Below are 26,342 nucleotides of genomic sequence, written 5' to 3' on the forward strand. Positions count from 1 at the left end.
TAGCGCCCATTACCGTTGGCATGGGCGCGGTCACTATTTGACCTGGGCTAGGTTACCCTTGAGGGCGACGCCAGCGATGAGCGCACCAGCATGGCATTCGTATTTTTCGCTGTCCTTGTACTCGACGTGCTTGTAGTTGCTGGCGAGGTCCACCACCGCGTTGGCGCCGGCGGCCTTGGCGGCGCTCTGCAGATTGATCAGTGCTGACTGCAGTACCCAGCGGCAGGCTTCTTCGTCGCTCTTGTTGAACGCGTTGGTCTTCTTGCTGGTGGTGACGCCGCTGCGGACGATTTTCGTCCCGGCCGGGCGCTTGGCGAGATAGAACTTCACGCTGCCGTCCAGTCGGCCCGCGGCGGTGGCTTCAGCGACCACTTCATCGAAGGGCAGATAGTGGACGGTGTCGCGGGCCTGGCTGATGCCGGGCAGAGCGCAGAGTACGAGCGCTGCGCCGATCCAGGTGTTTTTTTTCATGTGCATTCTCCTTGCATTGGGGGTGTGAGGGGAACGGCGATCAGGCCCAGCGGCGGAAGATCAATGAGGTATTGATGCCGCCGAAGGCGAAATTGTTGTTCATGACGTACTCGTGCTGCATGGTCCGCGGCGAGCCGACGATATAGTCCAGCTCGCCACAGCGCGGATCGATCTCGTCGAGATTGAGCGTGTGTATATAGCGGTCGCGGTTCATCATTTCGATGCTGAACCAGGATTCCAGAGCCCCGCAAGCGCCCAGCGTGTGCCCGAAAAAACTCTTCTGCGAACTGATGGGCATACGCGAACCGAACAGCGCCTGAGTCGCGTGGGTTTCGGCAATGTCGCCCTGCTCGGTAGCGGTGCCGTGGCCGTTGACGTAGCCGATCGCCTCGGCTTGCAAACCCGCATCTTCTAGCGCCAGCTCCATGGCCCGGCGCATGGTCACCTGCTCGGGTTTCGTCGCGTGCTGGCCATCGGCATTGCTGCCGAAACCGACCAGCTCGGCATAAATGGTAGCGCCGCGGGCGAGGGCATGTTCCAGTTCCTCGAGCACCAGCATGCCGGCGCCTTCGCCGATCACCAGACCGTCGCGGCCGCTGTCGTAGGGGCGGGGCGTGGTCTGCGGCGCATCGTTCTTCAGGCTGGTCGCGTAAAGCGCGTCGAACACCATGGCCTCGGTGGCGCAGAGCTCCTCGGCACCGCCGGCCAGCATCAGCGGCAGGCGCCCGTACTTGATCGCTTCATAGGCGTAACCGATGCCTTGGCTGCCGCTGGTGCAGGCGCTGGACGTGGGGATCACCCTGCCGGTCAGGCCGAAAAAGATGCTGATGTTGGCCGCTGTGGTGTGCGGCATCATGCGGATGTAGGAGTTGGCGTTGAGGCCATCGGCGACCGAATTGAGCAGCATGTTGCCGAAGGCCTTGATTTCTTCGGTGCTGCCGGTGGACGAGCCACAGGCGACGCCCATGCGCCCGTCACGAATGCTCTGATCGTCGAGCAGCCCCGCTTGCTGCAGGGCCTGCTCGGCGGCTTTTACCGACAACCTTGAGACGCGGCCCATGCTGCGCAGCTGCTTGCGCGTCCAGTGCGAGGGCACCACGAAATCATCCACCGGGCCGGCCAAGCGGGTATTCAACTCGCTGAAGCGATCCCACTCGTCCATACGCCGGATGCCGCTGCGGTTAGCATGGAAGTTGGCTTCGATGGAAGACCAGTCGTTGCCCAGCGAAGTGATGCCGGCCATGCCGGTGACGACGACGCGTTTCATCAGCACAGCCCGCCGTTCACGGCCAATACCTGGCGAGTGATGTAGCCGGCCTCATCCGACATCAGGAAGTTCACCGCTCCGGCGACCTCCTCGGGCGTTCCCATGCGCTGGGCGGGGATCATCTTGAGCATCTCCTCGATGGGCAGGTGTTCGTCGAGCATGTCGGTGTCGATCAGTCCTGGCGCGACGCAGTTGACGGTGATCCGGCGTTTGCCCAGTTCCACCGCCAGCGCCTTGGCCGCGCCGATCACCCCGGCCTTGGAGGCACTGTAATTGACCTGGCCTCGATTGCCGATCAGGCCAGAGACGGACGTGATGCACACGATCCGGCCGGGCTGGCGGCGGCGAATCATTGGCATCGTCAGCGGCTGCAGCACGTTGAAAAAGCCGTCCAGATTGGTACGTAACACCTGATCCCAATCGTCTTCGCTCAGCGCCGGGAAGGCGCCGTCGCGGGTCAGACCGGCGTTGCAGACCACCCCGTAGTAGGCGTTATGCGCTTCGATATCGGCCTCCAGCTGCGCACGGCATTGCGCGCGGTCGGCAACGTCGAATTGCAGAATGCGCGCCTGGCGGCCCATGGCCTGAATCTGGGCTTGCACGGCTTCGGCCTCGTCACGCCTGGCGCGGCAATGTAGAACGATGTCGTGGCCGCTTTGGGCTAGGCGCAGGGCAATGGCCCGGCCGATACCGCGGCTGGAGCCGGTGACGAGAATGGTTTTGCTCATGGAGTGGGCTCTTGAAGATAGCTCGCCACCTTGGGCGGGCGGAACACGTTGAGACGCGCCTCGGCATGGATGTCGGATCCGTCGAGATGGCATTCGAACACGCCCATGCCGTTGTCATCCTGCAGCGAGCGCAGCGCACGGATGCGCAGCGTGGCGCCGGCCGGGAAGTGCTCGACATTGCATTGATAGTTGCGGGTGCCGAGGAGGAAACCCAGCTCGACCGGCAGCCCGGCCAGGCGTGACTGACAGCCGGCGAACGCGGCGACGGCCTGCGCCATGATTTCCACGCCGACCCAGGCCGGCAGATTGCCGTCGGGCAGATTGAGCAGCCCGGTGGGCTTCACTTGCAGGCTGGCCTCCAGGCTTTCCGCGTCGAAGGCCTCAACCGCGTCGAGCAGAATCATGTTGCCGGCGTGGGGCAGCAATTCGGCGATTGGCCAGTCGATCATGACGCGTCTCCGAGGATCAGGCTGATGTTGTTGCCGCCGAAGGCGAAGGAGTTGCTCATCATCGCTCGTCGGCCCGCTGCAGCCATGGTCGTACCGTCGGTGACCAGATTCAGACGCGGCAAGTCGGCATCCTCCTCGTTATCCCAGCGATGCGGTGGCAGCAGGCGTGTGCGATTGCAGTCGGACAGCGCCAGCCAGCAGAGCGCGGCTTCCAACGCCCCGGCGGCGCCCAGGGTGTGGCCGGTGAGCGGCTTGCTCGAGGAGCAGGCCACGCCGCCCGGAAATACCGTGGCAACCGCCAGGCTTTCCATGGCGTCGTTGTGACGGGTGGCGGTGCCGTGCAGGTTGAGATAGCTGATCTGTTCTGCCGCGACCGATGCGCTGGCAAGTGCCTGACGCATGGCCTCGATGGCGCCTAGCCCTTGCGGATCGGGCGCGGAGATGTGATGCGCGTCGGAGCTGGCGCCGCCGCCGAGCAGGGCGATAGGAGCTGGCTCGCGCGTCATCAGAAATACCGCCGCCGCCTCGCCGATATTGATCCCGTCGCGGTTGGCGGAAAACGGATTGCAGACACGCTTGCTGACCGCCTCCAGTGCGCTGAAGCCCTGCAGTGTGAGGTCGCAAAGGGTATCCACGCCACCGCAGATCACCGCATCGCAGATTCCTGCGTCCAGCAGGCGCTTGGCGCTGAGCAGCGCGCGTGCGCTGGAGGTGCAGGCGGTGGAGATGGCGTAACTCGGGCCGCTGAGCTGCAGCCGCTCGCTGAGAAAGCTCGCCGGGGCGCAAAGCTCCTGATGGGCGTAGTGGTAGCTGGCCGGAAGGTGGCCGTCGCGGGCCAGCCCGGCGATGCCCAGGCTGGCTTCCTGGATACCGGTGGTGCTGGTGCCCATGACCACGCCGATACGCGCAGGACCGAAGCGGGCTATGGCTTCATGCAGCTCGGCTTCGATCTGCTCGACAGCGGCCAGCAGCATCTGGTTGTTACGCGTTGCGTGGCGCTGCGGGAAATCAGCGAGCGAAGGCAGCGTGCAGGTGACGGCGCCGACCGGAACCTGCCGACCGGCGACCGGCTGCGGATACGGCTGCATGGCCGAGCCGTCACCCGCCAGCAACCGTCGGGTCACTTCGGCTTTGCCGTGGCCCAGCGCGCAGATCACGCCGAGGGCGTTCAGGTAGGCGGTCATTTCTGGCGAGCTCCGGTGGCTGTCGCGATGAGGGCGACACCATAGGTCAGCGCCGACCCTACGTCGAGATCGAAGCGATCGTTCTCCCGATACCGGACGTGCCACGCCGACGGCGTATCGCTTGCCAGTGATCGCCCGTCCTGCTGCTGGCTCCAAGACGTATCGGAGTACAGGTCGTCCAGTTGATCGGCAGGCGTCAAGGCGAACAGCAGGGCGGCGAACAGCTCGCGCGCCTCGGCATTGGGCGGGAGCAGGCCATCCGCCCGCCATTGGCCATTGATCAACAGCTGGCGCGCCAGCGGAACGCCCAGTGGATCGAGCAGCGACCAGCGCAAGGCAGCGCCTTCCTGCTGGATCACCAGCAGCCAGGTACGCACGTCGTCCTGGCTCCGGCGCTCGATTTGCAGCTGCAGCGGCAAATCGAGCCGTGGTATCTGAGTCGGCAGCGGTGCGCGTTGGGCGCAGGCGCCGAGCAGCAGTGCCAACGACAGCCAGAACAGGCAGCGTGCGTGACGGTTCAGTGCAGTCATGCAAGAAGACTCAAGCACTCGTCACAGGTGCGGCGCACAGCTCGGCCAGCACTCGCAGACGGCGTTTGGGCTCGGCGACGTAGGGGTTCTTTTCGTCCCAGGCATAGCCGGCGAGGATCGAGCTGATCATCCGGCGAATCTCCGGCTGGGCGTGCTCGTAATAGATCACGTCCTGGAAGCTGCCGTCGTACCAACCCTCGACATAGGTGCGGAAGGTGTTCACGCCGCGCTTGAGCGGCACCGCGAACTGCGCTTCCCAGTCCACCGTTTCGCCTGACAACTGACGATGCAGCACCGCTGCCGCCATGCTCGCCGAGCGCATGGCGATGGTGACGCCGGAGGAGAACACCGGATCGAGGAATTCCGCCGCATTGCCCAGCAGGGCGAAACCCGGACCGTGCAGCGTCTTGACGTTGGCCGAGTAGCCGCCGATCAGGCGCGCCGGGGTATCCCATTCGGCATGCTTGAGGATGCGCTTGAGGTTGGGCGCCTCCAGCACGAATTCCTTGAGGCAGGCGTCCAGATCCAGCGGGCGGCCTTCGTAGCGCTCGGCACTGGCAACCACGCCTAGCGAGCAGCGCCCGTTGCTGAAAGGAATGGTCCAGTACCAGACGTCGCGCAGCTCGGGATGGGTGGTGATGAGGATCTTGTCACGGTCGAATTGCGGGTCGTCGATGTTGTCCTGGATATGCGTGAACACGGCACGACGCAGCGGAAAGTTCGACGGCGCCTCCAGATCGAGCAGACGCGGCAGGACGCGACCGTAGCCGCTGGCGTCGAGCACGAACGCCGCTTCGACGGCGTATTCGCTGCCATCCAGGCGGCGCACCTGCAGACGCGGGTGCGGGTTGGCGAAGTCCGCCGCGATGATTTCCTCTTCATAGCGGATCTCGACGCCCTGCAACCCGGCCTGGTCGGCCAGCAGCTTGTCGAAGTCGGCGCGCAGGACCTGATAGGTGCTGCCATGACCCGCGGTGAATTTGTCGCGGAAATCGAACTCGCTGTAGCGCTCGCCCCAACCGAACGCCGCACCATGTTTGGTCTGGAAGCCGGCGGCCTGGACCGCTTCGAGCATCCCGGCTTCCTCGACGAAATCCAGGCAGTGCGACAGCAGGCTCTCGCCGATGGAGAAACGCGGAAAGCGCTGCCGCTCGATGATCAGCACATCATGGCCCTTGCGCTTGAGCAGCGCGGCAGCGATGGCACCGGACGGTCCCGCACCAATGACGACGACGCTACGTTGTTCTGCATTCATGAAGATCCGGTCCTTGATCGACTCGGTTGGAAGGATGGCCGCCGTAAGGCAACCGCGGAAAATGCTCAGCGCCGGATCGAGGCGATGCGCAGCTCACGATGGATGTCGCCGCAGTTCGAGGAGGCAACGCCAATGCGCGCAATGACGACAGCTCAGCATGCGGCTTCTCTGTCAGATTCGGCGGCCCAGGGCGCCAACGCGAAGGCGAATACCAGCCCGAGCCCCACCGCCAGCCCGAAATTGCTGACCGCCGGCGTGCTCGATAAGGCTAGCAGCCCGAACGATAGCCAGGTGGTGACGGCCGTCAGCAGGGTGCCAACCAGGCTCACCGCGGCTCCACCGATGCGTTCGCGCATCAGGATGGCGTAGTCGACGCCGATCGCTGTGACCAACAACAGCCCGAACAGGCCGAACAGGGTCAGCGGTTGGCCGAGCCAGCCCAGGCAAGCCAGGCTGCCCATCGCTGCCAGCAGCGGTACGGCCAGGCAGCGCGATGCGCCGCGCCAACCGAACGGCAGGCACAGCAGGGCGAAAATCAGCCCCGCCGCCAGCAGCTTGAGCAGCGCCGCCTGAGCTTGGGTCTCGGCAAACAGGCGGTTCAGTTCGGCGGGCCGGTCGATGAGTTTCACCCCGCCGATGCCGTCGCCCAAGCCGTGAAGCGCCGCGCTGTCACGAAGCCCTTGCAGGCTGACCAAGCCCGCCACCGAACCGTCGCCTCGGGCGCCCAGCCATAACGGTCGCCAGGGTTCGGCGAGCGGCCCCGCCAGCACCTGATCGAGACTGGCAACCGGCAGCGCCAGCAGGGCGGCGAGTTCCTGTTCGAGCATGTCCTGGGTCACGCCGAGTTCCAGCAGGGGCTGGCTGACTTCCAGCAAGCGTGGCAGCGCTGAATGCAGGCTTTCCTGTGCGGTGGTGGGCGCGACCAGCTGGCTCAGCGCCAGATAGCCATGCAGTTCGTCTTCGGCGACCAGAGCATCGAGACGGGTGGCGAGTTCATCCTGACGCGCCAGTAGCTCGTCGGGGTTGGCCGCGCGGACCAGGAAGTATTGGCTGGTCGGCTCGAATCCGGTGATCTCGCCGATGCGTTCGGTCTGCTGCTGTAGCGCGGGTGCACGGCTGATCCACTGGCGCAGGTCATCCTTGAAGGACACCTGGCTGATCCCGGCGATGCAGAACAGGATGAACGCGCCCAGCAACCAAAGCGTTGGAACGCGGCGGAGCAGGGCGCCGCGTAACCCCATCCAGCGCTCGGCCCAGCCCAGCGGGGCGGCCCAGGGCTGTAGCGGCGCATTCAGCAACGAGGGTAACAGGCAGGTGGCACAGAAGAAGGCGCCGAGCAGTCCCGCTGCGGAAAACACCGCCACCTGGCTCAACGCTGGAAACGGCGTAAACGACATTGCCAGATAGCCGATAACGTTGGTTGCCAGGGCCAGCGCCAAGCCTGGAAGCGTCAGGCGCAGCGCTCGATGGGCGTGCCAGGGCTGCAGGGTCCAGCTCTTGGACAGGTAATGCAGCGGAAAGTCGATACTGACCCCAACCAGGCTGGCGCCGAGCACCAGTGTCAACACATGGATCTGGCCGAATAGCGCCACGCAGGCGGCGGCACCGCTGAGGGCTCCGACCGCCACCGGCAGCGCAACCAGCAAGACACGAGGCGTGCGGAAAAGCAGATGCAGCAAGGCAAGTGTGGCGACCAACGAGATGCTGCCGATCAGCGTCGCTTCTTCACGGGCCTGGCGCTGTCCGTGGGCGGCGTACAGCAGCCCACCGGCGGCCAGCAGCTCGCCGTGGCTGGCTTCCACCCGGCTACGGGCCGCGCGAACCTGATCGTCCACCAGAACCGGCAGTTGATCGTCGAAGGCATCGCCCTGGGCTTGCGCATGGATCACCGCCCAGTGCTGCCCGCCATGCTCCGCGACCAGCAAACCGTCCAGGCGGGGATGAACATTGCCCGGATGCGGCAGCTGTCGCTGAGCTAGATCGGCGAAACCGAACCAGTCCTGTTCGACGGGCACCAGGCTGGTGCTTTCGAACGGACTGTACAGGCGCTGAAGGCGTTGCTGAATGAAGTCTTCCGGCGAGGCGATCAGCGCCTCGCGACTCGCTGGGCCGAGTAGTGCCAGACGATGATCGAGCAGTTGTTGACGCACCGCGGGCAGGTCGGCTTGCACCGAGCGACGAATCTGGGTGAACAGGCCGCTGGCGCGAAGGGTGTCGGTGATTTCGTTGCCCAGCGCGTGGGTTGTGTCTTCGTCTGCATGATGAACCAGCAACATCAGATCGCGGTTCAACGGCTCCTGCATCCGTCGCTCGGCGAGTTGATCAAGCTCGCCGGGCGCACCGCTGGGCAACAACTGCAGCAGATCGGCACTGATCGGAGAGCCGTTGCGCCATTGCCATGTCGTCAGCCCCACCAGCCCGAGCAGCGCAACGAAAAACAGGAACGATAGCCAGGTCGGAAGCCTGAGCGCTTTGTCAGTTGGCGAAGTCATGAAGTTCGATGGGGCTCAACTGATCGTCGATCTGGTTGTCGGTCAATAACAACACGGTGCTGTCGCCCTGGGTTTCGAGGAGTTCGATGCGCTCAACCGTGGCGCCGCCGCTGATGAGGATGGCGGTGAATATCTGCCCGAGCAGCTTCGAGCGCGGTGTCAGCGTCAGCGTCCAGGCCTGCGCGGTGCCGCTCAGCTCCAGCTCGAAATCGCCCTGCAGGGCTTCGGTGTCGCCTTGCAGCACAGCCAGGAACAGGTCGTTCTGCCGTGCGGCTGGGCCTTGCCGGTCAGTCGGTTGCCAGCCGCTTGGATCGCGCCGGGCGATGCCTTTTTCACTGATGCGGTAGTCCTGCTGCACCGGCTGCTGCAGGAACCAGAGCAGACCGTGATCGCGAGCCAGTACGAAGCTACCCAAGCTGACGATCGGCTGAGGCAGCGCGCGCAGGTACTTTTCCTGAGTGAAGGTGCCGCGAATGACCTCAGGCCCGCTCAATTGCTGGCCCAGTTGCGTGAGATCGAAGGCTTGGGCATGCGCTGCGTTCGCGAACAGCAGGCTCAGGGTCAGCAGGGCCCACCGTGCGATCAGGTTGATCGTTGGCATCACGATAACGCCCGCTCTACGGCTTCGACAAAGGCCTTCGGCGAGGCCAGCAGCATCTCGCGGCTGGCCATTTCCACCGCCACCTGCACGCTGCTGCCGCGGGTCATGCGCTCGCCAGTCTCGGCGTCGGTGATCAGGTAGTTGATCTTCAGACGGTTCTCCCATTCGATCAGGTCGGCGCGCACGATGATGCGCTGGTTGAAACGTGCGCCGCGCATGTAGCGCAGCTGCACGTCGATCACAGGCCAGGCGTAGCCGGCATCGCGCATCTGGGTGTAGTTGTGGCCGATGCGTTCGAGCAGCGCGCAGCGGGCCACCTCGAAGTATTTGATGTAGTGACCGTGCCAGACCACGTCCATCGAGTCGACGTCGAAGAAGGGCACCAGGATCTCGGCTTCGGCCTGCAGCACGCCGGTCTTACGCATACAGCCTCCAATGTCGTTGACGGATACGTTGCAGACACAGGCGCAGCTCGCCTTCCAGCGCACGGTCTTCGATCAGCGGCGGAAAGTCTTCGCCCAGTTCGGCATGCATGTCGCGCAGCGGTGCGGGCAACGGACGTGCCTGGGCATCGCGCTGGCGCAGCCAGACGCCCTGGTTGGCCGCGATCAGTGTGGCCGCTGCCACTTGCTCGGCCAGCTCCAGGCTGCGCAGCGCGTCGCGGGCGGCGATAGTGCCCATGCTGACCTTGTCCTGGTTGTGGCATTCGGTGGAGCGCGAGAACACGCTGGCCGGCATGGTGTTTTTCAGGGCTTCGGCGGTCCAAGCGCTGGCGCCGATCTGCACCGCCTTGAAACCGTGGTTGATCATCGCGGTGGCCATCGGCGCGCCGGACAGATTGCTCGGCAGGCCGTGGTTGTAGCGGGTATCGACCAGCAGCGCGAGCTGGCGGTCGAGCAGGTCAGCGACGTTGCCCACCAGGTTCTTCAGGCTGTCCATGGCGAAGGCGATATGGCCGCCATAGAAGTGCCCGCCGTGCAGCACGCGTTCGTTTTCCGCATCGATGATGGGGTTGTCGTTGGCGCTGTTCAGTTCGGTCTCGATGAACTGGCGCAGCAGACCCAGGCTGTCGGCCAGCACGCCGAGGACATGGGGTGCGCAGCGGATGGAGTAGCGGTCCTGCAAACGATGCAGCGGCGCGGTTGGCGCGTCGATCGCCAGGTCCTGGCGAATCCAGGCGGCGACTTGGGTCTGGCCGGGATGCGGCTTGGCGGCGAACAGGCGCTCGTCGAAATGCTCCGGGTTGCCTTCCAGCGCCACTACGTTGAGCGCGGTGATGCGCGTGGCTAGCTTGAGCAGGTAATCGGCGCGGGCATAGGCCAGGCAGGCCAGGCCGGTCATCACGGCGGTGCCGTTCATCAACGCCAGGGCTTCCTTGGGGCGAAGGGTCAGCGGCGTCCAGCCCAGCTGGCGATGCACTTCGGCGGCGCTGCGGCGCTGGCCCTGGTACATCACCTCGCGCTCGCCGGCCAGGGCGGCGGCAACATAGGAAAGCGGCGTCAGATCGCCACTAGCACCGACCGAGCCTTCCTCGGGAATCAGCGGGAGGATGTCGTGTTCGAGAAAGGCCTGCATGCGCTCGAGCAGCTCGATGCGCACGCCGGACATGCCGTGGGTCAGCGAACGCAGGCGTGCGGCTAGAACGGCTCGGGTCGCTTCGGCGTCGAGCAGCTTGCCCAGGCCGCAGCCGTGGAAGGTGAACAGGTGCTGCGGCAGCGCCTCGACCTGATGCAGCGGCACCGCCACCACGCAGGAATCGCCATAACCGGTGGTCACGCCGTAGATCACGCCTTCGCGGTCGAGCAGGGTGTCGAGAAACTGCGCGCCACGGGCGATGTGCTGGCGAAACGCGGAGTCGGCCTGCAACTGCACCGGGGCGCGGCGCTCGGCCACGGCCAGCACATCCTCGATGCTCAGGTGGTTTTCGCCGAAGATCACCGGCTCAGCTGCAGCGTTGTTCATGGTTGTTCCAGAAAGGATAGAAATTGAACCATTGCAGGGGAGCGTCCAGGCAGTGCGCCGCCAGTCGGTCGGCGTAGCGTTGCACCCACTGCTGCACCACCGCATCGCGCTCGCCGCGGCGCCATTGGATGCGTTCGGCGAAGGGCTCCAGATGGACATGGAATTGCTCGCCGTGTTTCAGGCAGAACAGCAGATTTACCGGGCACTGCAGCAACCCGGCCAGTAGCCACGGACCCTGCGGAAAATTCGCCGGCTGGCCGAGAAAGTCTGCGCTTGCGATACGCGCGCCATGCAGCGGCACGCGGTCGCCAGCAATCGCCAGCCATTCACCCGCATCCAGCCGCCGGGACAGCTCCATCATGATGGCCGGGTCCAGCTCGCTGACCTGAATCAGGCGCAGATTATTCGCGCCGGATTCATCCAGCAGCCGGTTGAAGCGTTCGGCGTGGCGAGTGTGCACCAGCACGTTCATCTTCACCTTGCGGCCCATTTCGGCCAGCGCGCGGCAGATTTCCAGATTGCCCAGGTGCGAGCCGACCAGCAGTTGGCCGCGTGGCGCCTCGAGCTTGGCTTCCAGATCCGTCCGGTCGTGCAGCACGAGACTGCCGAGATCGAGGCGCCCCCCCCAGGCGTCGAGCTTGTCCAACAGGGCATCGGCGAACGCTATGAACTGGCGATAGACGGAGCGCCGGCTGGGGGCCAGATCGTGGCGGCCGCTCCAGTTGGCGAGGTTGCGCTGATAGGTCCAGGCGCTTTGCCGCGCGCGGCCACCGAATAGGTAGAAGTACAGCACGATCAGGTACAACAGCGGCGCCATGGCGCGTCGGCCGAGCAGGCGCACGGCCTGAGCGGTGAGCTTCATCAAGACGAAGCTGCCGCGCTCGCGATGCGCGGCCCAGTGCGAGTCGGCGACGGCCTTGTCGGTCATCCGCGCCACCGACGCCATAGCAATGCGGGCGCACGCAACAGCATGCCGCCGAACAGTCGGGCGTGCATCGAGGAAATCAGCAGGTTGTCGCGCCACAGGCGGAAGTGCGATACCCCATCGGCCGGGTAGTGGACATGGGTTGGTAGCCAGACCATCGGCTGCTCACGCCAATGCAGGCGCACCAGGATCTCGGTATCGAAATCCATGCGTTTGCCCAGTGGTGTGGCGTTGAGCAGCGTCAGGGTCGGCTCCAGCGGGTAGACGCGAAAACCGCACATGGAGTCGCGGATCGACAGCGACAGCGTGTTGATCCACACCCAGACGTGGGTCAGGTAGCGCGCATACAGTCGGCCTTTCGGCACGCTGGAGTCGTACTCCGGATAGCCGCAAATCAACGCATCCGGCGCCTGGCTGGCGCGGTCGAGAAACAGCGCCACACGGCCGAGGTCATGCTGGCCGTCGGCGTCGACCTGCAGCGCATGGCTGAAGCCCAGGCGGGAGGCCTCGTGCAGCCCGGAGGACACCGCCGCACCCTTGCCCTGGTTGTGGCCGTGCCGCAGCAGATGCACCGACGGATGTTGCGCCAGCTCATCGATGATCTTTGCAGCAGCAGGGCTGGAGGCATCGTCGACGATCACGCACGGCAGCTCTTCGGCGAGCAGCGCCCGGACCACCGCGGGCAGACTGCGCTCGTGGTTGTACACCGGCACCACCGCGCAGGGTTTGAACCAGTCTTCATCGATCGCCAGCTGCAGTTGCCGATCGTCGCCGGATGCGATTGGGGTGAGCGTGGTCACGAGTATTCTCCCAGCAGGATGCGGCCGGACGAGCAGGGCGCGTCGCCGTTGCGGTAAGCGAAATGCAGCTTGCTGCGCTCGCGGTCGAAGCGAAGGGACAGATGCAGCTGATCGCCGGGCCGGGCGAGCTGCTGGAACTTGAGCACTTCCATGCCTTGAAAACGTGGTGGCAGGTCTTCAATCAATTCGCGGGCGAGGCTGATGGCCCAGTCGATCTGGACCACGCCGGGCAGCACGGGCGTCTGTGGAAAATGGCCGGTGAAATGCGCGAGATCCAGCGGCACGCCGAGCTTCAGCTGCCATTGGTCATCGTCCTGGTTCGCGCTGATTCGCTCGGGCAGCATCGGGCGCGGTGCCTGCAACACGGCATCGAGTTGCGCCTGCGGCAGTTTGCCTTGGGCGTTACAGGGCAGTTGCCGAACCAGCCGCCAGCGGCGTGGCAGGGCCAGCGTCTCGCAGTGGCTCGCCAGGTGTTTGCGCAAGGTCTCGGTCAGGGCGCGCCGACCGCCGTTGCGCAGCGCATGCAGGCCGGCATCGCTGAGGGCAACCAGCGCTCCGAGGTAGGCCCGGTTGTCGGTGATGACGCCGAGGCGTGCTTCGCTGACGAAAGGGTGTGTGGCCAGTGCCGCTTCCAGCATGGGCAGGGAGATGCGTTTTTCTTCGAGCTTGACGATGCGATCCAGCCGGCCGAGCAGTTCGAAGCGGCCATCGGCCTCGATACGCGCCGCATCGGCGGTTTGTTCGACATGGCCGGGCGGCAGGAAAGGTGAGGCGATCTGCAGCGCGCCGTCGTCGTTTTGAGTCAGCCGCACGGCGGCGAACGGCTGCCACAGCGTGCCGCCCTGGCGCCAGGCGATGCCACCGGTTTCCGAGCTGCCGTAGATTTCCGTTGGCGTCTGGCCCAGGCGCTGTTGCAGCCGCTGCCCGGCATCGGCATCGAGCGGGCCACCCGAGGAAAATATCCGCCGCACGCCGCGCAGGGCTGCCCAATCGAGGTTGTCGCCCATTCGCTTGAGCAGCGCCGGGCTGGCGACCCAGCAGAAGCTGGCGTGCTGACGGCTGGCCAGTTGGATGTCTTCGGCAAATGGCAGGGCACGGCGCAGAAAGAGGCGACCGGCACACAGTGGCCAGAGCACGCGGAACAGCAATCCATAGATGTGTTGCGCGGCGACGCTGGCGATCACGCAGGCATCGCCCAGCTCGCTACCCCAATGTGCTTCGAGCGCTTGCACTTCGTTCGCCAGCTGGCGCAGGCGCTTGTCGATCAGTTTCGGCTTGCCACTGGAGCCGGACGTGCAGAGCAACAGGCGGCACTGGTCCAAGTCCAGCTTCGCCCCTTCGAGCGGCTCGGCCAGAAGGTCGGAAATCCGGGCGTCGCCGTCCTGATCCGTCAGCCAGAGATCGGCCTGATGCGCCAGGCGCGAGCGGCTCGCGGGCTGCAGATCCGCCGGCAGCAATACCGTCACGCCGGCTCGCCAGGCGCCGAGCAAGGCGATAGCTAGCTCGCCGGCATCTTCCAGATGAACCGCGAGCCGAGCGACGCCGCGGTTGCGCAGGCCGGCAGCCAGGCGTAGTGCCTGCTGGCGCAGTTCGGCGTGGTCGAGGGTCGGCTCCAGGGTAACCTGACGCGACTTGGGCGCCTGCTCGAGCAGATGCTCCAATGAAATCCAGTTCATATACGTTTCCTGACTCGCTGGCGTACCAGCCACTCACCGGCAAACAGCAAGCCCATCAGCAGATAGGCGATCAGCCCGGTGTACAACGTCCACCAGCTCAACGGCGCCCAGAGCGCGAGGCCGCTGGCGATGCCGGCGTTGACGATAAAAAAGCCCACCCAGACCCAGGTCACCTTCCGCGTATAGCGCACCGCAGCCGGAGGCAGTTCGGGCTCGCTCAGTCGCGCCAGGCGCTCGATGATCGGCATGCCGGAACACAGACTGCCGGCAAACAGGCCGAGCAGCGCGAGGCTGATTAGCACCGGATACCAAGGCAGCAGCGCAGAGGCGTCCGCGGCGCCGAGCAGCAGGCAGAACAGCAAGGCCACGGCCGCCACGGTGCGGCTCAGTGGTGTCTGTTTGCCGCCGAGCAGCCGTGCCAGCCACAACGCGCCAAGCAGCAAGACGAACAGCCGTGGCGACAGGTGCTCCAGGCCCAGATACACCGCAAACGGATAGGCGAGGCCGGCCAGCAGCAGGCCTAGACCAATCAGCCGGCTGGCGTTCGCCTTGCCTGTTCGAGCGGGTACTTGCATCGCATGCTGTCCGTTTGCGCGTGAGGACGCATTGTCCGGCCGTATGCCGGCCGGCGCCTGGCTTCCCTGGGTGTGGCTCAAGCCGTTTGCGTGTTCACCAGGCGATACACCGCCTCGACGACGTCGCCCACGGTACGCACCGATTTGAACTCATCGGCGGCGATCTTCTTGCCGGTCTGGCGCTTGATGTGATCGATCAGGTCGACGGCGTCGATGCTGTCGATCTCCAGGTCCTGATAGAGGTTGGCTTCGAGAGTGATGCGCTCGGGCTCCAGCTCGAACAGTTCGACCAGCGCATCGCGCAGGGTCTGGAAGATTTCGTCACGAGTATTCACGTTGGGCTCTCCTCAGGCGACGGCGCGGTTGGCGCTGACGTAGGCGGCCAGGCTGTCGACGCTGGCGAAATGCTTGCGGGTGTCTTTTGCATCGGCGTCGATCTTGATGCCGAAGCGCTTCTGAATAGCCAGACCCAGCTCCAGCGCGTCGACCGAGTCCAGTCCGAGCCCTTCGCCGAAGAGCGGCTGATCGGTCGGAATGTCATCCGGTCCGAGGTCTTCCAGACCCAGGGCGTCGATGATCAGTTGCTTGATTTCAAGCTGTAATTGGCTCATCGAGTGCGAGCTCCTTTATGAAGTGTCGATGCAGATGGTCGTTGAGTCGCCGCGAGGCGATGGGCGCCGCCCCCTGTGCGGCGAACGCCCGCGGGTCGATGTCTTCGCCGACGCGCAGGTGAAAATGAAAACGTCTTGCCGGAATGCGATACCAGGGCTCGGCCTTGGTCAGAGTGGTAGGCGTCACGCTGATCACCACAGGCGTCACCAGGCGTGCGCCGCGCACGGCAATCGCCGCCGCGCCGCGATGGAATTGCGGTGCCTGGCCGGGCGTGGTGCGCGTCCCTTCGGGGAATATGATCAGCGTCTGGCCTTGTCGCAGCGCGTCGGCGGCTTCGTCGAGCATGTCCGCGCTGCCGTTGTTACTGATGTACTGCGCCCCACGGATCGGACCACGGGTGAAGGGGTTGTCCCACAGGCTTTGCTTGACCACGCAATTGGCATCGCGGATCAGCGCGATCAGCACCACCACGTCGATCAGCGAAGGGTGATTGGCGATCACCAGCTGCCCGGGCCGGCCGAGGCGCTCGGCCCCCTCGACTTCATAGGTCAGCACGCCGCTGCGATACATAAACTGGACGAACAGCCAGAACAGCCGGCTCACGGTCTGGCGCGCACGGCGGCGGTGTATGGCCGCATCGCCGGGCAGCAGGTTGAGCAGAGGGAAAACGAGCAGCCGCAAACAAAGACCGCCAACGCCGAACAGCGCAAAGGACAGTCCTGTCGCGATCAAACGCCACAGCCATGGCGCGTCGCGATGCTTGTTCAGCGAGTTCGCTGCCAGATCCATTGACGTCTGTTCCATTGGTGCGTGCAGGTGTGGCGACCGTCGAGCAACGCGCAAATCAGCTCGATGGCGTGTGGTCGAGGTGTCCGGGCGCTGTTTTCATCGGCGTTTTCGAGGCTCAGCCGCCAACCGTGGCCGGGCTTGAGCAATAGCGCCACGGCATAGGGAAAGCTGACATCGCTGATCCAGGGAGCATAGACAGGTGGTGTCTGATCTTCGCCAACGACCACCAGAACGGCTGGCGCACCCTCTTCGAGCAGCATCGCCGCTTCGAGCACGGCATGCTCCAGACCATCGCCTTCAGCTGCGAGCGCTGTCATTTCGCTGGTGTCGCGCTGCTGAATCGACCAGAGACCGATTATCGCGTTATGCACCGACAGGCTGAATTGGGTCGGCGAGAGAGCTTCGTTGCGCGCAAGATCATTGAGGATGGAAAAGGTGCGCGCGGTTTCTCCGTGGCGGGAGGCGTAGACCAGAGGCATCTGCTCGGTAGCCAACGGCGAGGCCACGGCAAATACCATACGCGCCAAACGGCTCAGGCGCCGACGCTGCATGGCTGGCAGGAAGCTGACATCCGGCTGTGCCTCGCTGCTTTCGAGGTCGCGCGGATTCCGGGCCCAAATCGCCCAGTCATCAGCGCTTGCCAAGCCTGGAGCCCAGGCTTGCCATTGATCGATATCGAATTGAATCACGCGAGAACTCACCGGCTCGTCCGCGAGCCTTGTTGTTGGCGTGTCGACGTCCCTGTACAGCGACTATCGGTAAATGTCCGCCGTGAAAGTGGCGGCATTATCCAATCGAGGTCGGACAGAGGCAAACATTGCGTGCGATATCCAGATAAGAGGTACGCCTTCCGCTGGGAACCAAGCTAAGGAGTTTGTTGTCTGTTGCAGGTTTTCAAGTGCGCAGCTGGTTCATGGCAACGGGCCGTGCTGGCTGCGCGGAGCCTTTCTCACCTCACTGCACACCCTGCTGCTTGAGCCACGCCAGCAACTGGGGCAGCGGCAAAGCGCCGCTCTGGCGGGCAATTTCGCGCCCGTCCTTGAACAGGATCAGGCTTGGAATCGAGCGAATACCGAGCTGGGTCGACAATTGCGGATTGGCCTCGCTGTCCAGCTTGGCCAGCCGGCAGCGCCCCTGCAACTGCGCAGCACCGCAGCGCGGCCCTTCGCCCAGTCGCTCGGCGGGAATGCGGCTGAGCCCAGCGCAATGCGCGCAGGGTACGACGAGGGTGGTCATAAGGATTCTCCACGATGAGGGCTGCTGTTTAGAGTGGAGGCGGGCAGTTGGATATCAAGGCCATGACATCGCAGGTGGCAGGCTGTGGACTGGAGTGTAGCCGGGTTGCGGTTGCAGATGTCTCATCGCGCCGGCTGGCAGCAGCCAGCATGACGCAGTCCTAGTGGACGAAAAAGCCGCGCAATGCGCGGCTTTGAAGGTGGTGGGCCCACACGGACTCGAACCGTGGACCAAAGGATTATGAGTCCTCTGCTCTAACCAACTGAGCTATAGGCCCTCAGAGGCCGGCGGATTATACCGGTGGTGTTGCGGGTGCGCCAAGCGAAGCTGGTTGTGCGTCGTTGTTTTGTCAGGTCTTGAATGCAAAACCCCCGGCGCGGGGCCGGGGGTTCTGGTTACTCGTCGAGGAAGGAGCGCAGATGCTCGCTTCTCGTCGGGTGGCGCAGCTTGCGCAGTGCCTTGGCTTCGATCTGCCGGATCCGCTCGCGGGTGACATCGAATTGTTTACCGACTTCCTCGAGGGTGTGGTCGGTATTCATGTCGATGCCGAAACGCATGCGCAAGACCTTGGCTTCCCGTGCGGTGAGGCCGGAGAGGACCTCGCGGGTGGCTTCCTTGAGGCTTTCCACTGTCGCCACATCGATCGGCGATTGCATGGCGGAGTCCTCGATGAAGTCGCCCAGGTGCGAGTCTTCGTCGTCGCCGATCGGTGTTTCCATGGAGATCGGCTCTTTGGCGATCTTCAAGACCTTGCGGATCTTGTCCTCGGGCATTTCCATGCGCTCGCCAAGCTCTTCAGGGGTGGGCTCGCGGCCCATTTCCTGCAGCATCTGACGGGAGATGCGGTTGAGCTTGTTGATCGTCTCGATCATGTGCACCGGGATGCGGATGGTCCGCGCCTGGTCAGCAATGGAGCGAGTGATCGCCTGGCGAATCCACCAAGTGGCGTACGTCGAGAACTTGTAGCCGCGACGGTATTCGAACTTGTCCACCGCCTTCATCAGGCCGATGTTGCCTTCCTGGATCAGGTCGAGGAATTGCAGGCCGCGGTTGGTGTACTTTTTGGCGATGGAGATGACCAGGCGCAGGTTGGCCTCGACCATTTCTTTCTTCGCCCGGCGGGCCTTGGCCTCGCCGATGGACATGCGCCGGTTGATGTCCTTGATGTCAGCGATCACCAGTGCGCATTCTTCTTCCAGGGTGAGCAGCTTTTCCTGGCAGCGCTGGATGTCTTCCTTGCGTGCGGCAATAGCTTCAGCGTACTTGCTCTTGCTGCTGGCCAGCTGATCGGCCCAGCCCAGGTCGGTCTCGTTGCTTGGAAACTGACGAAGGAAGTCGGCGCGAGGCATGCGCGCGTCGCGCACGCAGATCTGCATGATGGCGCGTTCCTGTGCGCGGACCTGGCCTAAGGCGCCGCGTACGCGCTCGACCAGCGCATCGTATTGCTTGGGGATGAGTTTGATCGGCATGAACAGCGTGGCCAGCTCCTGCAGCGCGTCGGTCGCTTGCTGGCTGCCCCGGCCGTGCTTCTTCAGGGCCTTCTTGGCGACTTCCAACTGCTCGGCGACAGCGCCGAAGCGAACGCGAGCAACTTCCGGATCCGGACCGCCATCGCCTTCTTCTTCCTCGCTGTCGGAGTCGTCTTCTTCGTCGTCGTCCTTGTCATCCGCAGCCGGCTTTGCTGTCGCCTGAGGTGCAACAGGCTCGACTTCCTGCGGTGCGGCAGCGCCGTCGTCGTCAGGATCGATATAGCCGCTGAGAATGTCGGACAGGCGGCCGCCTTCGTTGGTGACGCGCTCGTAGTCGGCGAGAATGCTGTCCACGGTGCCCGGGAAATGGGCAACGGCGCTCATCACTTCGCGAATGCCTTCCTCGATGCGTTTGGCGATTTCGATTTCGCCTTCGCGGGTCAGCAGTTCGACGGTGCCCATTTCGCGCATGTACATGCGCACAGGGTCGGTGGTACGGCCGATATCTGTTTCCACAGCCGCAAGAGCCGCAGCGGCCTCTTCGGCGGCGGCTTCATCGGTATCGGCTTCGGCCAGCAACAGGGCATCGGCATCCGGGGCAACCTCGAATACATTGATACCCATGTCGTTGATCATGCGAATGATGTCTTCCACCTGTTCCGGATCGGAAATATCCTCCGGTAGGTGGTCATTGACCTCGGCGTAAGTCAGGTAACCCTGCTCACGACCACGCTGGATCAATTCTTTGAGACGAGACTGCTGTTGCGCTTTTCCGGACATATAACCCTATCCACTGACGGTTCTGGCGGGTTGAAAACAAGCTGAGCATTATAGCTGAGCAGGGACCTCACGCGCCAGTTGAGGTCGATTTAGTGCGCCTCTAAAAACTATCTGCGTTGGCAATACTGCGTTAAAAACAGGCTCGGACTGCTCATTTAGACCAACTAAATTCCGCGTCCTCGCCTGTTTTTTCCTTGTCTTGCCTGCCTCGCCTACGTTTTTAGATGTGCCCTATAGCGGGTGTTGAGTTGCGATTTAACAGGTTGCGCAGTTGATCTTTCTCCTCTGCGCTGAGTTCACCCTGGCGAGCTTTGCGGAGCAGCGATTCGAGGCTGCGTTCACGTTGTCTGGTGGCCAGAGTCTTAATGGTGTCGAAAAACTGTTGTTCAAGGTTATCGGCCGAGATCAGCCATTCTTTCTCCGCAAGTGCGCGTAAAAGACGCCCTTGGTCGGTTCCATGCCAGCGAGCGATCAGTTGCAGGCTGCGCAGCTTGGGATTTTTCTGCAGCGTGCCGAGAAGCGCGACGAGCAACTGGGCGTAGGTATCGTCTTCTGCGGCGAAATGGCTCACATCTTCGACTTTCTGGGCAAGCTCTGGGTGATGCAGCAGCGTGCGCAGTGTGGTCAGTGCTGGCGGCTCTACGGTGGCTGGTGTTCGTGGTGCTCGGGCTTTGAAGTCTGGCCGTTGGCCGGGCTTTTTCCAGTCTTTCTTCCATTCTTTCTTGCCGTTGCGTTTCGGTTGGGCCTGCTCGGGCGGTATGTAGTAATCGCCTTCGTCATGTCCGGTACTGGTATCGTAATAGACGTTGTCGTTGTATTCCGAGGCTGCACCCGGTGATGCGGCACTCATCTGCTGAAGTGCTTCGCTATGCAATCCGGTGATTTCGCCGAGGCGCTGGCGCATCAGGGCGCGCAGGTTGGCGCCCGGTATTTTTTCGATGAGTGGTGCGGCCAGTGTGGCCAGGTGCGCCTTGCCTTCCAATGAGCGCGGGTCTGCTTCTTCGCTGAGTTGCTGGAAAAAGTAATCAGCCAAGGGCTGGGCTTGTTGCTGTATTCGAGCCATGAAGGCATCGGTGCCTTCGCGGCGCACCAGGGTGTCAGGGTCCTCGCCTTCCGGCAGGAACAGAAAGCGTGCGCGCCGACCGTCCTGCAAATTCGGCAGGGCAGACTCCAGCGCTCGCCAAGCCGCCTTGCGGCCCGCCGCATCGCCGTCGAAGCAGAACAGTACGCTGGGGACGATGCGGAACAACCGCTTGAGATGTTCGTCGCTGGTGGCCGTGCCGAGTGTGGCGACGGCGTTGCGCAGGCCTTGCTGGGCCAGTGCGATCACGTCCATATAGCCTTCGACGACCATGATTTCATCCAGGTCGCGGTTGGCTTTGCGGGCCTCGAAGAGGCCGTAGAGTTCCTGGCCCTTGTGGAAGACCGGTGTTTCCGGTGAGTTCAGGTATTTTGGTTTGTCGTCGCCTAACACCCGTCCGCCGAAGGCAATGACGCGTCCCCGGCTGTCGCGGATGGGAAACATCACGCGGTCGCGGAAGCGGTCGTAGCTTCTTCCGGTTTCGGCGTTTTCGATCAGCAGGCCGGCATCGATCATCGCCTTTTGCTGCAGGGCGTCGCCGCCCAGGTGCTTCATCAGGTTGTCCCAGCCGGGCGGCGCGAAGCCGAGACCGAAATCCCGGGCGATGACGCCGGACAGGCCGCGGCCCTTGAGGTATTCCACTGCGGCCTTGCGGGCCGGGTGTCCCTTGAGTGCCTGACGGTAATACTCGGCGGCGGCATCCAGTAGTGGGTAGAGCGGCGAATCTACCGGCTGACGCGGTTTGCGTCCGGGGCCGCTTTCTTCGCGGGGCACTTCCATGCCGGCGCGCTTGGCCAGCTCCTCGACGGCCTGAGGGAATTCCAGGCTGTCGTGATCCATGACGAAGCCCAGTGCGTTGCCGCCGGCGCCGCAGCCGAAGCAGTAATAGAACTGCTTGTCGGGGCTGACGCTGAACGACGGGGTCTTTTCCTTGTGAAACGGGCAGCAGGCGGTGTAGTTCTTGCCGGCTTTTTTCAGCTGAATACGCGAACTCACCACTTCGACGATGTCGGAGCGGTTCAGGAGATCATCGATGAACGATTGCGGTATCAGGCCGGCCATAGGGGTATGAGAATACGCTCGCAGTGTTCGGGCCGGAATGAAAAAAACTCCGACCATTCGCCAGCCGGCGAAGCGGAGTCTCCTTCAATGCAAAGCCCGGCATAGGCCGGGCTTGATGCAGCTTCAGCTGTACTGGATCAGTACAGGCGAACGCTGCGGCGCTGTTCGCGCTGCACTTTCTTGGCGTGACGCTTGACTGCGGCAGCAGCTTTACGCTTGCGCTCGGCAGTGGGCTTCTCGTAGAACTCACGGCTGCGGACTTCGGCCAGCACGCCGGCTTTTTCGCAAGAACGCTTGAAGCGACGCAGAGCTACGTCGAATGGTTCGTTCTCTTTAACTTTAACGTTGGGCATCCAGGACGTACCTTCACTTGTTTACCGGTTACAACGCGCTTCGGCAAATGTTCGCGAGCACGCTGGTTTTAAGGGTTGCGGATGTTAACGCCTTGTCACGGGGAATGCAAAGCCCGCTGAGCGAAAAGCGCTGGTCGGTCGAAGGCTGCGGCGATTAATATGCGCGGCTTCATTCGCTTCTCTGAAGGTTGTGCCCATGCTGGTGCTGGGGCTGGAAACATCATGCGACGAGACCGGCGTCGCGCTGTACGACAGCGAGCACGGCCTGCTGGCCGATGCCCTGTTCAGCCAGATCGACCTGCATCGCGTCTATGGCGGCGTGGTGCCGGAGCTGGCCTCGCGCGATCATGTAAAGCGCATGCTACCGCTGATTCGTCAGGTGCTCGAAGAAGCTGGGCGCGATTCAAGCCAGATCGATGCGGTTGCCTACACCGCGGGCCCCGGTCTCGTCGGGGCGTTGCTGGTCGGCGCGTCCTGTGCCCAGGCGATGGCCTTTGCCTGGGGCATTCCGGCAGTCGGCGTGCATCATATGGAAGGGCATCTGTTGGCGCCAATGCTCGAAGAGCATCCGCCGGCGTTCCCCTTCGTCGCGTTGCTGGTATCCGGTGGCCATACGCAGCTGGTTCGTGTCGACGGTATCGGCCGTTATGAACTGCTTGGCGAGTCGGTGGACGATGCCGCTGGCGAGGCCTTCGACAAAACGGCCAAGCTCATGGGCCTACGCTATCCGGGTGGTCCGGAAATCGCTGCGCTTGCCGAACGCGGGACGCCGGGCCGATTCACCTTCCCGCGGCCGATGACTGATCGGCCTGGGCTGGATTTCAGCTTCAGCGGTCTCAAAACCTCCACACTCACGACCTGGCAGCACTGCCGTAACGCTGGCGACGACGGCGAGCAGACTCGTTGCGATATTGCGCTGGCCTTTCAGCAGGCCGTCGTCGAGACGCTGACCATTAAATGCCAACGTGCCTTGAAGCAGACGGGCCTTAATAGTCTGGTGATAGCTGGCGGTGTGAGTGCCAATCTGGCGCTGCGTAAGAGTCTTGAAGCCATGCTCGGTGAGTTGAACGGGCAGGTGTTCTACGCGCGGCCACGTTTCTGTACCGATAACGGCGCTATGATCGCGTACGCCGGTTGTCAGCGATTACTGGCTGGTCAGCAGGATGGCCCGGACATCTCAGTTCAGGCGCGATGGCCAATGGAAACGCTGTCAGCGGTATGACGCAGCAAACCGTCTAGAAATGCCGCTCCGTGCCTGCGAACAGGTCGCGCAAATTGATCCGGTGACGCCAGACGATAAGCGCGGCCAGTATGGTCATGGGCCAGAGCGCGCCAGGCTGTTGCCAGGCCAGAAAGGGCAGGCAGAGCGGTAATGCCGCAAGTGCGGCCAGTGAGCTGGTGCGAGTCGCTTTGAGCACCACCAGCCAGATGATCAGCGCGAACAGTGCGGTCGGTGGGTGAAGTCCGAGCAGGGCGCCAGCGGCGGTAGCCACGCCCTTGCCGCCATGAAAGCGGAAGTACAGTGGATACAGATGACCCAGCACCGCTGCGAGCGCAATCCAGGCTTGTTGCTGGATGGATAGGCCCAACGCTGCAGCGAGCAACACCGGCAGCAGGCCCTTGAGCAGATCGCCGATCAAGGTTGAGATCGCCAAGCGCCTCCCGGCAAGCCGCAGCATATTGGTGGCGCCGGGGTTGCCGGAACCGCCAGCACGCGGGTCGGGGGCACCCGCCAGGCGACTAAGTAGAATGGCGAATGATAGCGAGCCGGTCAGATAGGCGAGCAGTGTCAGTTGCCAGAACATGACATCCATCCGGGGCAGGGAGCTCCTGAGTCTAACGGCGCGTACAGGAATTGTCGTGCGGTGGGAGAGAGTTGCGTGGATACAGTTTTCATCGAGGGGCTGGAAGTGGACACGCTGATCGGCGCCTACGATTGGGAGCGCGGCATTCGGCAGTGCTTGCGTCTGGATCTGACGCTCGGCTGGGACATTCGCCCTGCCGCGGAGAATGACGAGCTGGACAAGGCGCTGGATTACGCCGAAGTGACTGCTGCTATCGATCGCTTCGCACAGGCTTCTCGCTTCGAGCTGGTCGAAACCTTCGCCGAGCGGCTGGCTGCCAGTCTGATGAGCCAGTTCGGTATTCCCTGGTTGAGACTGCGGGTCACCAAACCGGGCGTCAATACTCGCGCGTCGGCGCTGGGCGTGGAGATCGAACGCGGATGCCGCTGACTCGCGTACTGCTCGGGCTGGGCAGCAACAACAGACGTGAACAGAACCTGACCGCCGGTCTCGACGCGCTGGAGCAGCTGCTTGGCGACATGCACTGTTCGCCTGTTTTCGAAAGCCTCGCGGTGGGTTACAAGGGCGACAATTTCTACAATCTGGTCGTTTCCGGAATCACCGAGTTGCCGCTGATGGAGCTGGATCGTCGGCTCAAGTTCATCGAGGCGGACAATGGCCGCTACGCGCCGGATCGTAAAGGCCTGCCGCTGGATATCGACGTATTGGTGTTTGGCGATTTGGTGGGCAATTTTCACGGGCTGGAACTGCCGCGCCCGGAGACTCTGAAGAATGCCTTCGTACTCTGGCCGTTGGCATTGCTGGCGCCGGATATTCAGCATCCCGTCGCGGAGCGCAGGTTTGCCGAGCTTTGGCGGGATTCGGCGATCGATCAAAAGCTCTGGCCTGTGGCTTTTCAATGGAAAGGGGCGGAGCTGACGCCGCTCGCCCTGCTGCACGCCTGCGCGACTTCCTGATCGCCGCTTGCGCCTCTGGCAATCACGCCATCCACGCTTGCGGATGGGTCAGTGGGCGTGACCGTGGCGGCGGCAATACTGCCGAACCGCTTCCAAACGTTCGAGTTTGAGTGCATCGCCCAGCTCTGCGCCTTTGTAGCCCCGCTCGATCAATGGCTTCACCTGCACCGCCCGGGCGGACTCGGCGGCGCCACGCAAGTAATCGGCCTGGGGATAGCTGCGAGTCTCGAAATCAGTGCGGGCCCGGGCGTCCATTTCGCAGGCGGCGAGGAACAGCTCGAAACGCTCTGGCCGTCGGTAGATGTCGAAGTGCTGCAGCAGTTCGAACAGCGTGGGCGCCGGCAGCGACATCGCAGCGTGACTGAAGCCGAGAAACTCACCCGCCAGCATGGCCAGTTCCTGGCAATCTCGCGGCACCTTGAAACGGCCATTGACGGCTTCGATCTGCCGCAATTCCCGTTTGCAGGGCTCTGATGCCGGGCCATCCGGCGCGGCCGGCTGTTCCAGATGCTGTAGCAAACAGGCCCAGCGCACCGGCAGCGGTTGCTGCTCAATCGCGCACTGGCGCATTACCCGGAGCAGATGTTCGCTGGCGGTAGCCTGAGTGTCCGGTTGCGGCTCGTTGAACAGCTGCTCGATCTCCGGAAAAAGCTCCTTCAGCGCGCCGCATTCATGCAGCACTTGCACGAACACGTCAGGGCGAGGCTCCATCAAGGCGCGCGAAATCTCTTTCCAGCTACGCTCCGGCGTCAACGCTTGGAGTTCACCCGATTCGGCAAGCTGGCGCATCAATGCTTGCGTTTCGGTGGCAACGCTGAAGCCGAGATCGGCATAGCGCGCTGCAAAGCGGGCCACACGTAGCACCCTCAACGGGTCTTCGGCAAAAGCAGAAGATACATGCCGGAGTTGACGCGCCGCTAGATCCGACTGGCCGCCGTAGGGGTCGATCAGCTGGCCCTGCTCATCCTCGGCCATGGCGTTGATGGTCAGGTCCCGGCGGGTCAGGTCTTCTTCCAGCGTGACGTCGGGGCTCGCATAAAAGGTGAAACCGCCGTAGCCCCGGCCGCTCTTGCGCTCGGTGCGGGCCAGCGCATATTCCTCGCCGGTAGCCGGATGAAGGAAAACCGGGAAGTCCGCGCCCACCGGGCGAAAGCCCTTGGCCTGCATTTCCTCGGCGCTGGAGCCGACCACCACCCAATCCACCTCGGTTACCGGACGCCCCAGTAAACGATCACGCACCGCACCACCGACTTTGTAGATCTGCATGTAGTCCTCCTTTGAGCG

At 63.4% G+C, this 26,342-nt stretch carries 28 protein-coding genes and 1 tRNA gene; 3 read left to right on the top strand and 26 right to left on the bottom strand.

Features of this window, described 5'->3' with window-relative positions:
* Positions 1 to 33 precede the first annotated feature (33 nt).
* From V6943_RS06800 to rpsU, 24 genes are all read right to left on the bottom strand, one after another.
* Complete coding sequence (locus V6943_RS06800; RefSeq protein WP_340552966.1) at positions 34 to 471, bottom strand: excinuclease; 438 nt, start codon at positions 469 to 471, stop codon at positions 34 to 36.
* A gap of 40 nt (positions 472 to 511) precedes the next feature.
* Positions 512 to 1,738 (bottom strand): beta-ketoacyl-ACP synthase, encoded by a 1,227-nt coding sequence (locus V6943_RS06805; protein WP_131651798.1) that lies wholly within the window; start codon positions 1,736 to 1,738, stop codon positions 512 to 514.
* On the bottom strand, positions 1,738 to 2,466 hold the full coding sequence (gene fabG / locus V6943_RS06810) for a 3-oxoacyl-ACP reductase FabG (protein ID WP_340552967.1): 729 nt from the start codon (positions 2,464 to 2,466) through the stop codon (positions 1,738 to 1,740). Before fabG ends, V6943_RS06805 begins: the two co-directional genes overlap by 1 nt.
* Complete coding sequence (locus V6943_RS06815; protein WP_340552968.1) at positions 2,463 to 2,915, bottom strand: hotdog family protein; 453 nt, start codon at positions 2,913 to 2,915, stop codon at positions 2,463 to 2,465. The genes fabG and V6943_RS06815 overlap by 4 nt, the downstream gene beginning before the upstream one ends.
* Positions 2,912 to 4,099 (bottom strand): beta-ketoacyl-[acyl-carrier-protein] synthase family protein, encoded by a 1,188-nt coding sequence (locus tag V6943_RS06820; protein ID WP_340552969.1) that lies wholly within the window; start codon positions 4,097 to 4,099, stop codon positions 2,912 to 2,914. Before V6943_RS06820 ends, V6943_RS06815 begins: the two co-directional genes overlap by 4 nt.
* Positions 4,096 to 4,629 (bottom strand): DUF3261 domain-containing protein, encoded by a 534-nt coding sequence (locus tag V6943_RS06825; protein WP_340552970.1) that lies wholly within the window; start codon positions 4,627 to 4,629, stop codon positions 4,096 to 4,098. The genes V6943_RS06820 and V6943_RS06825 overlap by 4 nt, the downstream gene beginning before the upstream one ends.
* Before the next feature lie 10 nt (positions 4,630 to 4,639).
* The gene (locus V6943_RS06830; protein WP_340552971.1) at positions 4,640 to 5,884 is read right to left on the bottom strand and encodes an NAD(P)/FAD-dependent oxidoreductase; all 1,245 of its coding nucleotides are present in this window, start codon (positions 5,882 to 5,884) and stop codon (positions 4,640 to 4,642) included.
* A gap of 152 nt (positions 5,885 to 6,036) precedes the next feature.
* Positions 6,037 to 8,376 carry an MMPL family transporter gene (locus tag V6943_RS06835; protein WP_340552972.1) on the bottom strand — a complete coding sequence of 780 codons (2,340 nt, stop codon included), beginning with the start codon at positions 8,374 to 8,376 and terminating at the stop codon, positions 6,037 to 6,039.
* Complete coding sequence (locus V6943_RS06840) at positions 8,360 to 8,977, bottom strand: outer membrane lipoprotein carrier protein LolA (protein ID WP_340552973.1); 618 nt, start codon at positions 8,975 to 8,977, stop codon at positions 8,360 to 8,362. The genes V6943_RS06835 and V6943_RS06840 overlap by 17 nt, the downstream gene beginning before the upstream one ends.
* Positions 8,977 to 9,402 carry an acyl-CoA thioesterase gene (locus V6943_RS06845; RefSeq protein ID WP_340552974.1) on the bottom strand — a complete coding sequence of 142 codons (426 nt, stop codon included), beginning with the start codon at positions 9,400 to 9,402 and terminating at the stop codon, positions 8,977 to 8,979. The genes V6943_RS06840 and V6943_RS06845 overlap by 1 nt, the downstream gene beginning before the upstream one ends.
* Positions 9,395 to 10,939: an HAL/PAL/TAL family ammonia-lyase gene (locus V6943_RS06850; protein ID WP_340552975.1), complete on the bottom strand. Its 1,545-nt coding sequence runs from the start codon at positions 10,937 to 10,939 to the stop codon at positions 9,395 to 9,397. Before V6943_RS06850 ends, V6943_RS06845 begins: the two co-directional genes overlap by 8 nt.
* Entirely contained in the window at positions 10,920 to 11,867 is a 948-nt protein-coding gene (locus V6943_RS06855; protein ID WP_340552976.1) for an LpxL/LpxP family acyltransferase, read from the bottom strand. Before V6943_RS06855 ends, V6943_RS06850 begins: the two co-directional genes overlap by 20 nt.
* Complete coding sequence (locus tag V6943_RS06860; RefSeq protein WP_445324114.1) at positions 11,864 to 12,664, bottom strand: glycosyltransferase family 2 protein; 801 nt, start codon at positions 12,662 to 12,664, stop codon at positions 11,864 to 11,866. Before V6943_RS06860 ends, V6943_RS06855 begins: the two co-directional genes overlap by 4 nt.
* Complete coding sequence (locus tag V6943_RS06865) at positions 12,661 to 14,340, bottom strand: AMP-binding protein (RefSeq protein ID WP_340552977.1); 1,680 nt, start codon at positions 14,338 to 14,340, stop codon at positions 12,661 to 12,663. Before V6943_RS06865 ends, V6943_RS06860 begins: the two co-directional genes overlap by 4 nt.
* Entirely contained in the window at positions 14,337 to 14,915 is a 579-nt protein-coding gene (locus V6943_RS06870; RefSeq protein WP_340552978.1) for a COG4648 family protein, read from the bottom strand. Before V6943_RS06870 ends, V6943_RS06865 begins: the two co-directional genes overlap by 4 nt.
* A gap of 77 nt (positions 14,916 to 14,992) precedes the next feature.
* Positions 14,993 to 15,250, bottom strand: a complete 258-nt coding sequence (locus tag V6943_RS06875) for an acyl carrier protein (RefSeq protein WP_131651811.1) — start codon at positions 15,248 to 15,250, stop codon at positions 14,993 to 14,995.
* A gap of 12 nt (positions 15,251 to 15,262) precedes the next feature.
* The gene (locus V6943_RS06880) at positions 15,263 to 15,526 is read right to left on the bottom strand and encodes a phosphopantetheine-binding protein (RefSeq protein WP_131651812.1); all 264 of its coding nucleotides are present in this window, start codon (positions 15,524 to 15,526) and stop codon (positions 15,263 to 15,265) included.
* A complete protein-coding gene (locus V6943_RS06885) occupies positions 15,507 to 16,316 on the bottom strand; it encodes a lysophospholipid acyltransferase family protein (RefSeq protein ID WP_131651813.1) in 810 nt (269 codons plus the stop codon). Before V6943_RS06885 ends, V6943_RS06880 begins: the two co-directional genes overlap by 20 nt.
* A complete protein-coding gene (locus tag V6943_RS06890; RefSeq protein ID WP_131651814.1) occupies positions 16,292 to 17,005 on the bottom strand; it encodes a beta-ketoacyl synthase chain length factor in 714 nt (237 codons plus the stop codon). Before V6943_RS06890 ends, V6943_RS06885 begins: the two co-directional genes overlap by 25 nt.
* Positions 17,006 to 17,270: 265 nt before the next feature.
* The gene (locus tag V6943_RS06895; protein ID WP_340552979.1) at positions 17,271 to 17,552 is read right to left on the bottom strand and encodes a thioredoxin family protein; all 282 of its coding nucleotides are present in this window, start codon (positions 17,550 to 17,552) and stop codon (positions 17,271 to 17,273) included.
* A gap of 200 nt (positions 17,553 to 17,752) precedes the next feature.
* Positions 17,753 to 17,829 (bottom strand) — tRNA-Ile (locus V6943_RS06900).
* Between the two features lie 118 nt (positions 17,830 to 17,947).
* On the bottom strand, positions 17,948 to 19,801 hold the full coding sequence (gene rpoD, locus V6943_RS06905; RefSeq protein WP_131651819.1) for an RNA polymerase sigma factor RpoD: 1,854 nt from the start codon (positions 19,799 to 19,801) through the stop codon (positions 17,948 to 17,950).
* A gap of 220 nt (positions 19,802 to 20,021) precedes the next feature.
* A complete protein-coding gene (gene dnaG / locus V6943_RS06910) occupies positions 20,022 to 21,944 on the bottom strand; it encodes a DNA primase (RefSeq protein WP_340552980.1) in 1,923 nt (640 codons plus the stop codon).
* A 137-nt stretch (positions 21,945 to 22,081) separates the two neighbouring features.
* Entirely contained in the window at positions 22,082 to 22,297 is a 216-nt protein-coding gene (gene rpsU, locus V6943_RS06915; protein ID WP_003283508.1) for a 30S ribosomal protein S21, read from the bottom strand.
* A 196-nt stretch (positions 22,298 to 22,493) separates the two neighbouring features.
* Between rpsU and tsaD the strand changes: the two genes are divergently transcribed.
* Positions 22,494 to 23,519, top strand: coding sequence for a tRNA (adenosine(37)-N6)-threonylcarbamoyltransferase complex transferase subunit TsaD (tsaD, locus tag V6943_RS06920; protein WP_181104519.1), 1,026 nt, complete (start codon positions 22,494 to 22,496; stop codon positions 23,517 to 23,519).
* Positions 23,520 to 23,532: 13 nt separating this feature from the next.
* Here tsaD and plsY read toward each other — a convergent pair whose 3' ends face one another.
* Entirely contained in the window at positions 23,533 to 24,102 is a 570-nt protein-coding gene (gene plsY / locus V6943_RS06925; RefSeq protein WP_340552981.1) for a glycerol-3-phosphate 1-O-acyltransferase PlsY, read from the bottom strand.
* 75 nt (positions 24,103 to 24,177) lie between these two features.
* Here plsY and folB point away from each other — a divergent pair, with 75 nt between their 5' ends.
* Both folB and folK read left to right on the top strand, forming a co-directional pair.
* Positions 24,178 to 24,531, top strand: a complete 354-nt coding sequence (folB, locus tag V6943_RS06930; protein ID WP_181104517.1) for a dihydroneopterin aldolase — start codon at positions 24,178 to 24,180, stop codon at positions 24,529 to 24,531.
* Positions 24,522 to 25,058 (top strand): 2-amino-4-hydroxy-6-hydroxymethyldihydropteridine diphosphokinase, encoded by a 537-nt coding sequence (folK, locus tag V6943_RS06935; protein ID WP_181104515.1) that lies wholly within the window; start codon positions 24,522 to 24,524, stop codon positions 25,056 to 25,058. The genes folB and folK overlap by 10 nt, the downstream gene beginning before the upstream one ends.
* A 48-nt stretch (positions 25,059 to 25,106) precedes the next feature.
* Here folK and V6943_RS06940 read toward each other — a convergent pair whose 3' ends face one another.
* Positions 25,107 to 26,324 carry a multifunctional CCA addition/repair protein gene (locus V6943_RS06940; RefSeq protein ID WP_340552982.1) on the bottom strand — a complete coding sequence of 406 codons (1,218 nt, stop codon included), beginning with the start codon at positions 26,322 to 26,324 and terminating at the stop codon, positions 25,107 to 25,109.
* Between the last annotated feature and the right edge of the window lie 18 nt (positions 26,325 to 26,342).

The sequence above is a fragment of the Pseudomonas sp. CBC3 genome (genome assembly GCF_037967085.1).
In the GTDB taxonomy this organism is placed as follows: Bacteria; Pseudomonadota; Gammaproteobacteria; order Pseudomonadales; family Pseudomonadaceae; genus Stutzerimonas.

Coding starts and splice junctions, on each gene's coding strand:
- V6943_RS06800 (WP_340552966.1), bottom strand. CDS start 471: ATGAAAAAAAACACCTGGATCGGCGCAGCGCTCGTACTCTGCGCTCTG.
- V6943_RS06805 (WP_131651798.1), bottom strand. CDS start 1,738: ATGAAACGCGTCGTCGTCACCGGCATGGCCGGCATCACTTCGCTGGGC.
- fabG (WP_340552967.1), bottom strand. CDS start 2,466: ATGAGCAAAACCATTCTCGTCACCGGCTCCAGCCGCGGTATCGGCCGG.
- V6943_RS06815 (WP_340552968.1), bottom strand. CDS start 2,915: ATGATCGACTGGCCAATCGCCGAATTGCTGCCCCACGCCGGCAACATG.
- V6943_RS06820 (WP_340552969.1), bottom strand. CDS start 4,099: ATGACCGCCTACCTGAACGCCCTCGGCGTGATCTGCGCGCTGGGCCAC.
- V6943_RS06825 (WP_340552970.1), bottom strand. CDS start 4,629: ATGACTGCACTGAACCGTCACGCACGCTGCCTGTTCTGGCTGTCGTTG.
- V6943_RS06830 (WP_340552971.1), bottom strand. CDS start 5,884: ATGAATGCAGAACAACGTAGCGTCGTCGTCATTGGTGCGGGACCGTCC.
- V6943_RS06835 (WP_340552972.1), bottom strand. CDS start 8,376: ATGACTTCGCCAACTGACAAAGCGCTCAGGCTTCCGACCTGGCTATCG.
- V6943_RS06840 (WP_340552973.1), bottom strand. CDS start 8,977: ATGCCAACGATCAACCTGATCGCACGGTGGGCCCTGCTGACCCTGAGC.
- V6943_RS06845 (WP_340552974.1), bottom strand. CDS start 9,402: ATGCGTAAGACCGGCGTGCTGCAGGCCGAAGCCGAGATCCTGGTGCCC.
- V6943_RS06850 (WP_340552975.1), bottom strand. CDS start 10,939: ATGAACAACGCTGCAGCTGAGCCGGTGATCTTCGGCGAAAACCACCTG.
- V6943_RS06855 (WP_340552976.1), bottom strand. CDS start 11,867: ATGACCGACAAGGCCGTCGCCGACTCGCACTGGGCCGCGCATCGCGAG.
- V6943_RS06865 (WP_340552977.1), bottom strand. CDS start 14,340: ATGAACTGGATTTCATTGGAGCATCTGCTCGAGCAGGCGCCCAAGTCG.
- V6943_RS06870 (WP_340552978.1), bottom strand. CDS start 14,915: ATGCAAGTACCCGCTCGAACAGGCAAGGCGAACGCCAGCCGGCTGATT.
- V6943_RS06880 (WP_131651812.1), bottom strand. CDS start 15,526: ATGAGCCAATTACAGCTTGAAATCAAGCAACTGATCATCGACGCCCTG.
- V6943_RS06885 (WP_131651813.1), bottom strand. CDS start 16,316: ATGGATCTGGCAGCGAACTCGCTGAACAAGCATCGCGACGCGCCATGG.
- V6943_RS06895 (WP_340552979.1), bottom strand. CDS start 17,552: ATGACCACCCTCGTCGTACCCTGCGCGCATTGCGCTGGGCTCAGCCGC.
- rpoD (WP_131651819.1), bottom strand. CDS start 19,801: ATGTCCGGAAAAGCGCAACAGCAGTCTCGTCTCAAAGAATTGATCCAG.
- dnaG (WP_340552980.1), bottom strand. CDS start 21,944: ATGGCCGGCCTGATACCGCAATCGTTCATCGATGATCTCCTGAACCGC.
- rpsU (WP_003283508.1), bottom strand. CDS start 22,297: ATGCCCAACGTTAAAGTTAAAGAGAACGAACCATTCGACGTAGCTCTG.
- tsaD (WP_181104519.1), top strand. CDS start 22,494: ATGCTGGTGCTGGGGCTGGAAACATCATGCGACGAGACCGGCGTCGCG.
- plsY (WP_340552981.1), bottom strand. CDS start 24,102: ATGTTCTGGCAACTGACACTGCTCGCCTATCTGACCGGCTCGCTATCA.
- folK (WP_181104515.1), top strand. CDS start 24,522: ATGCCGCTGACTCGCGTACTGCTCGGGCTGGGCAGCAACAACAGACGT.
- V6943_RS06940 (WP_340552982.1), bottom strand. CDS start 26,324: ATGCAGATCTACAAAGTCGGTGGTGCGGTGCGTGATCGTTTACTGGGG.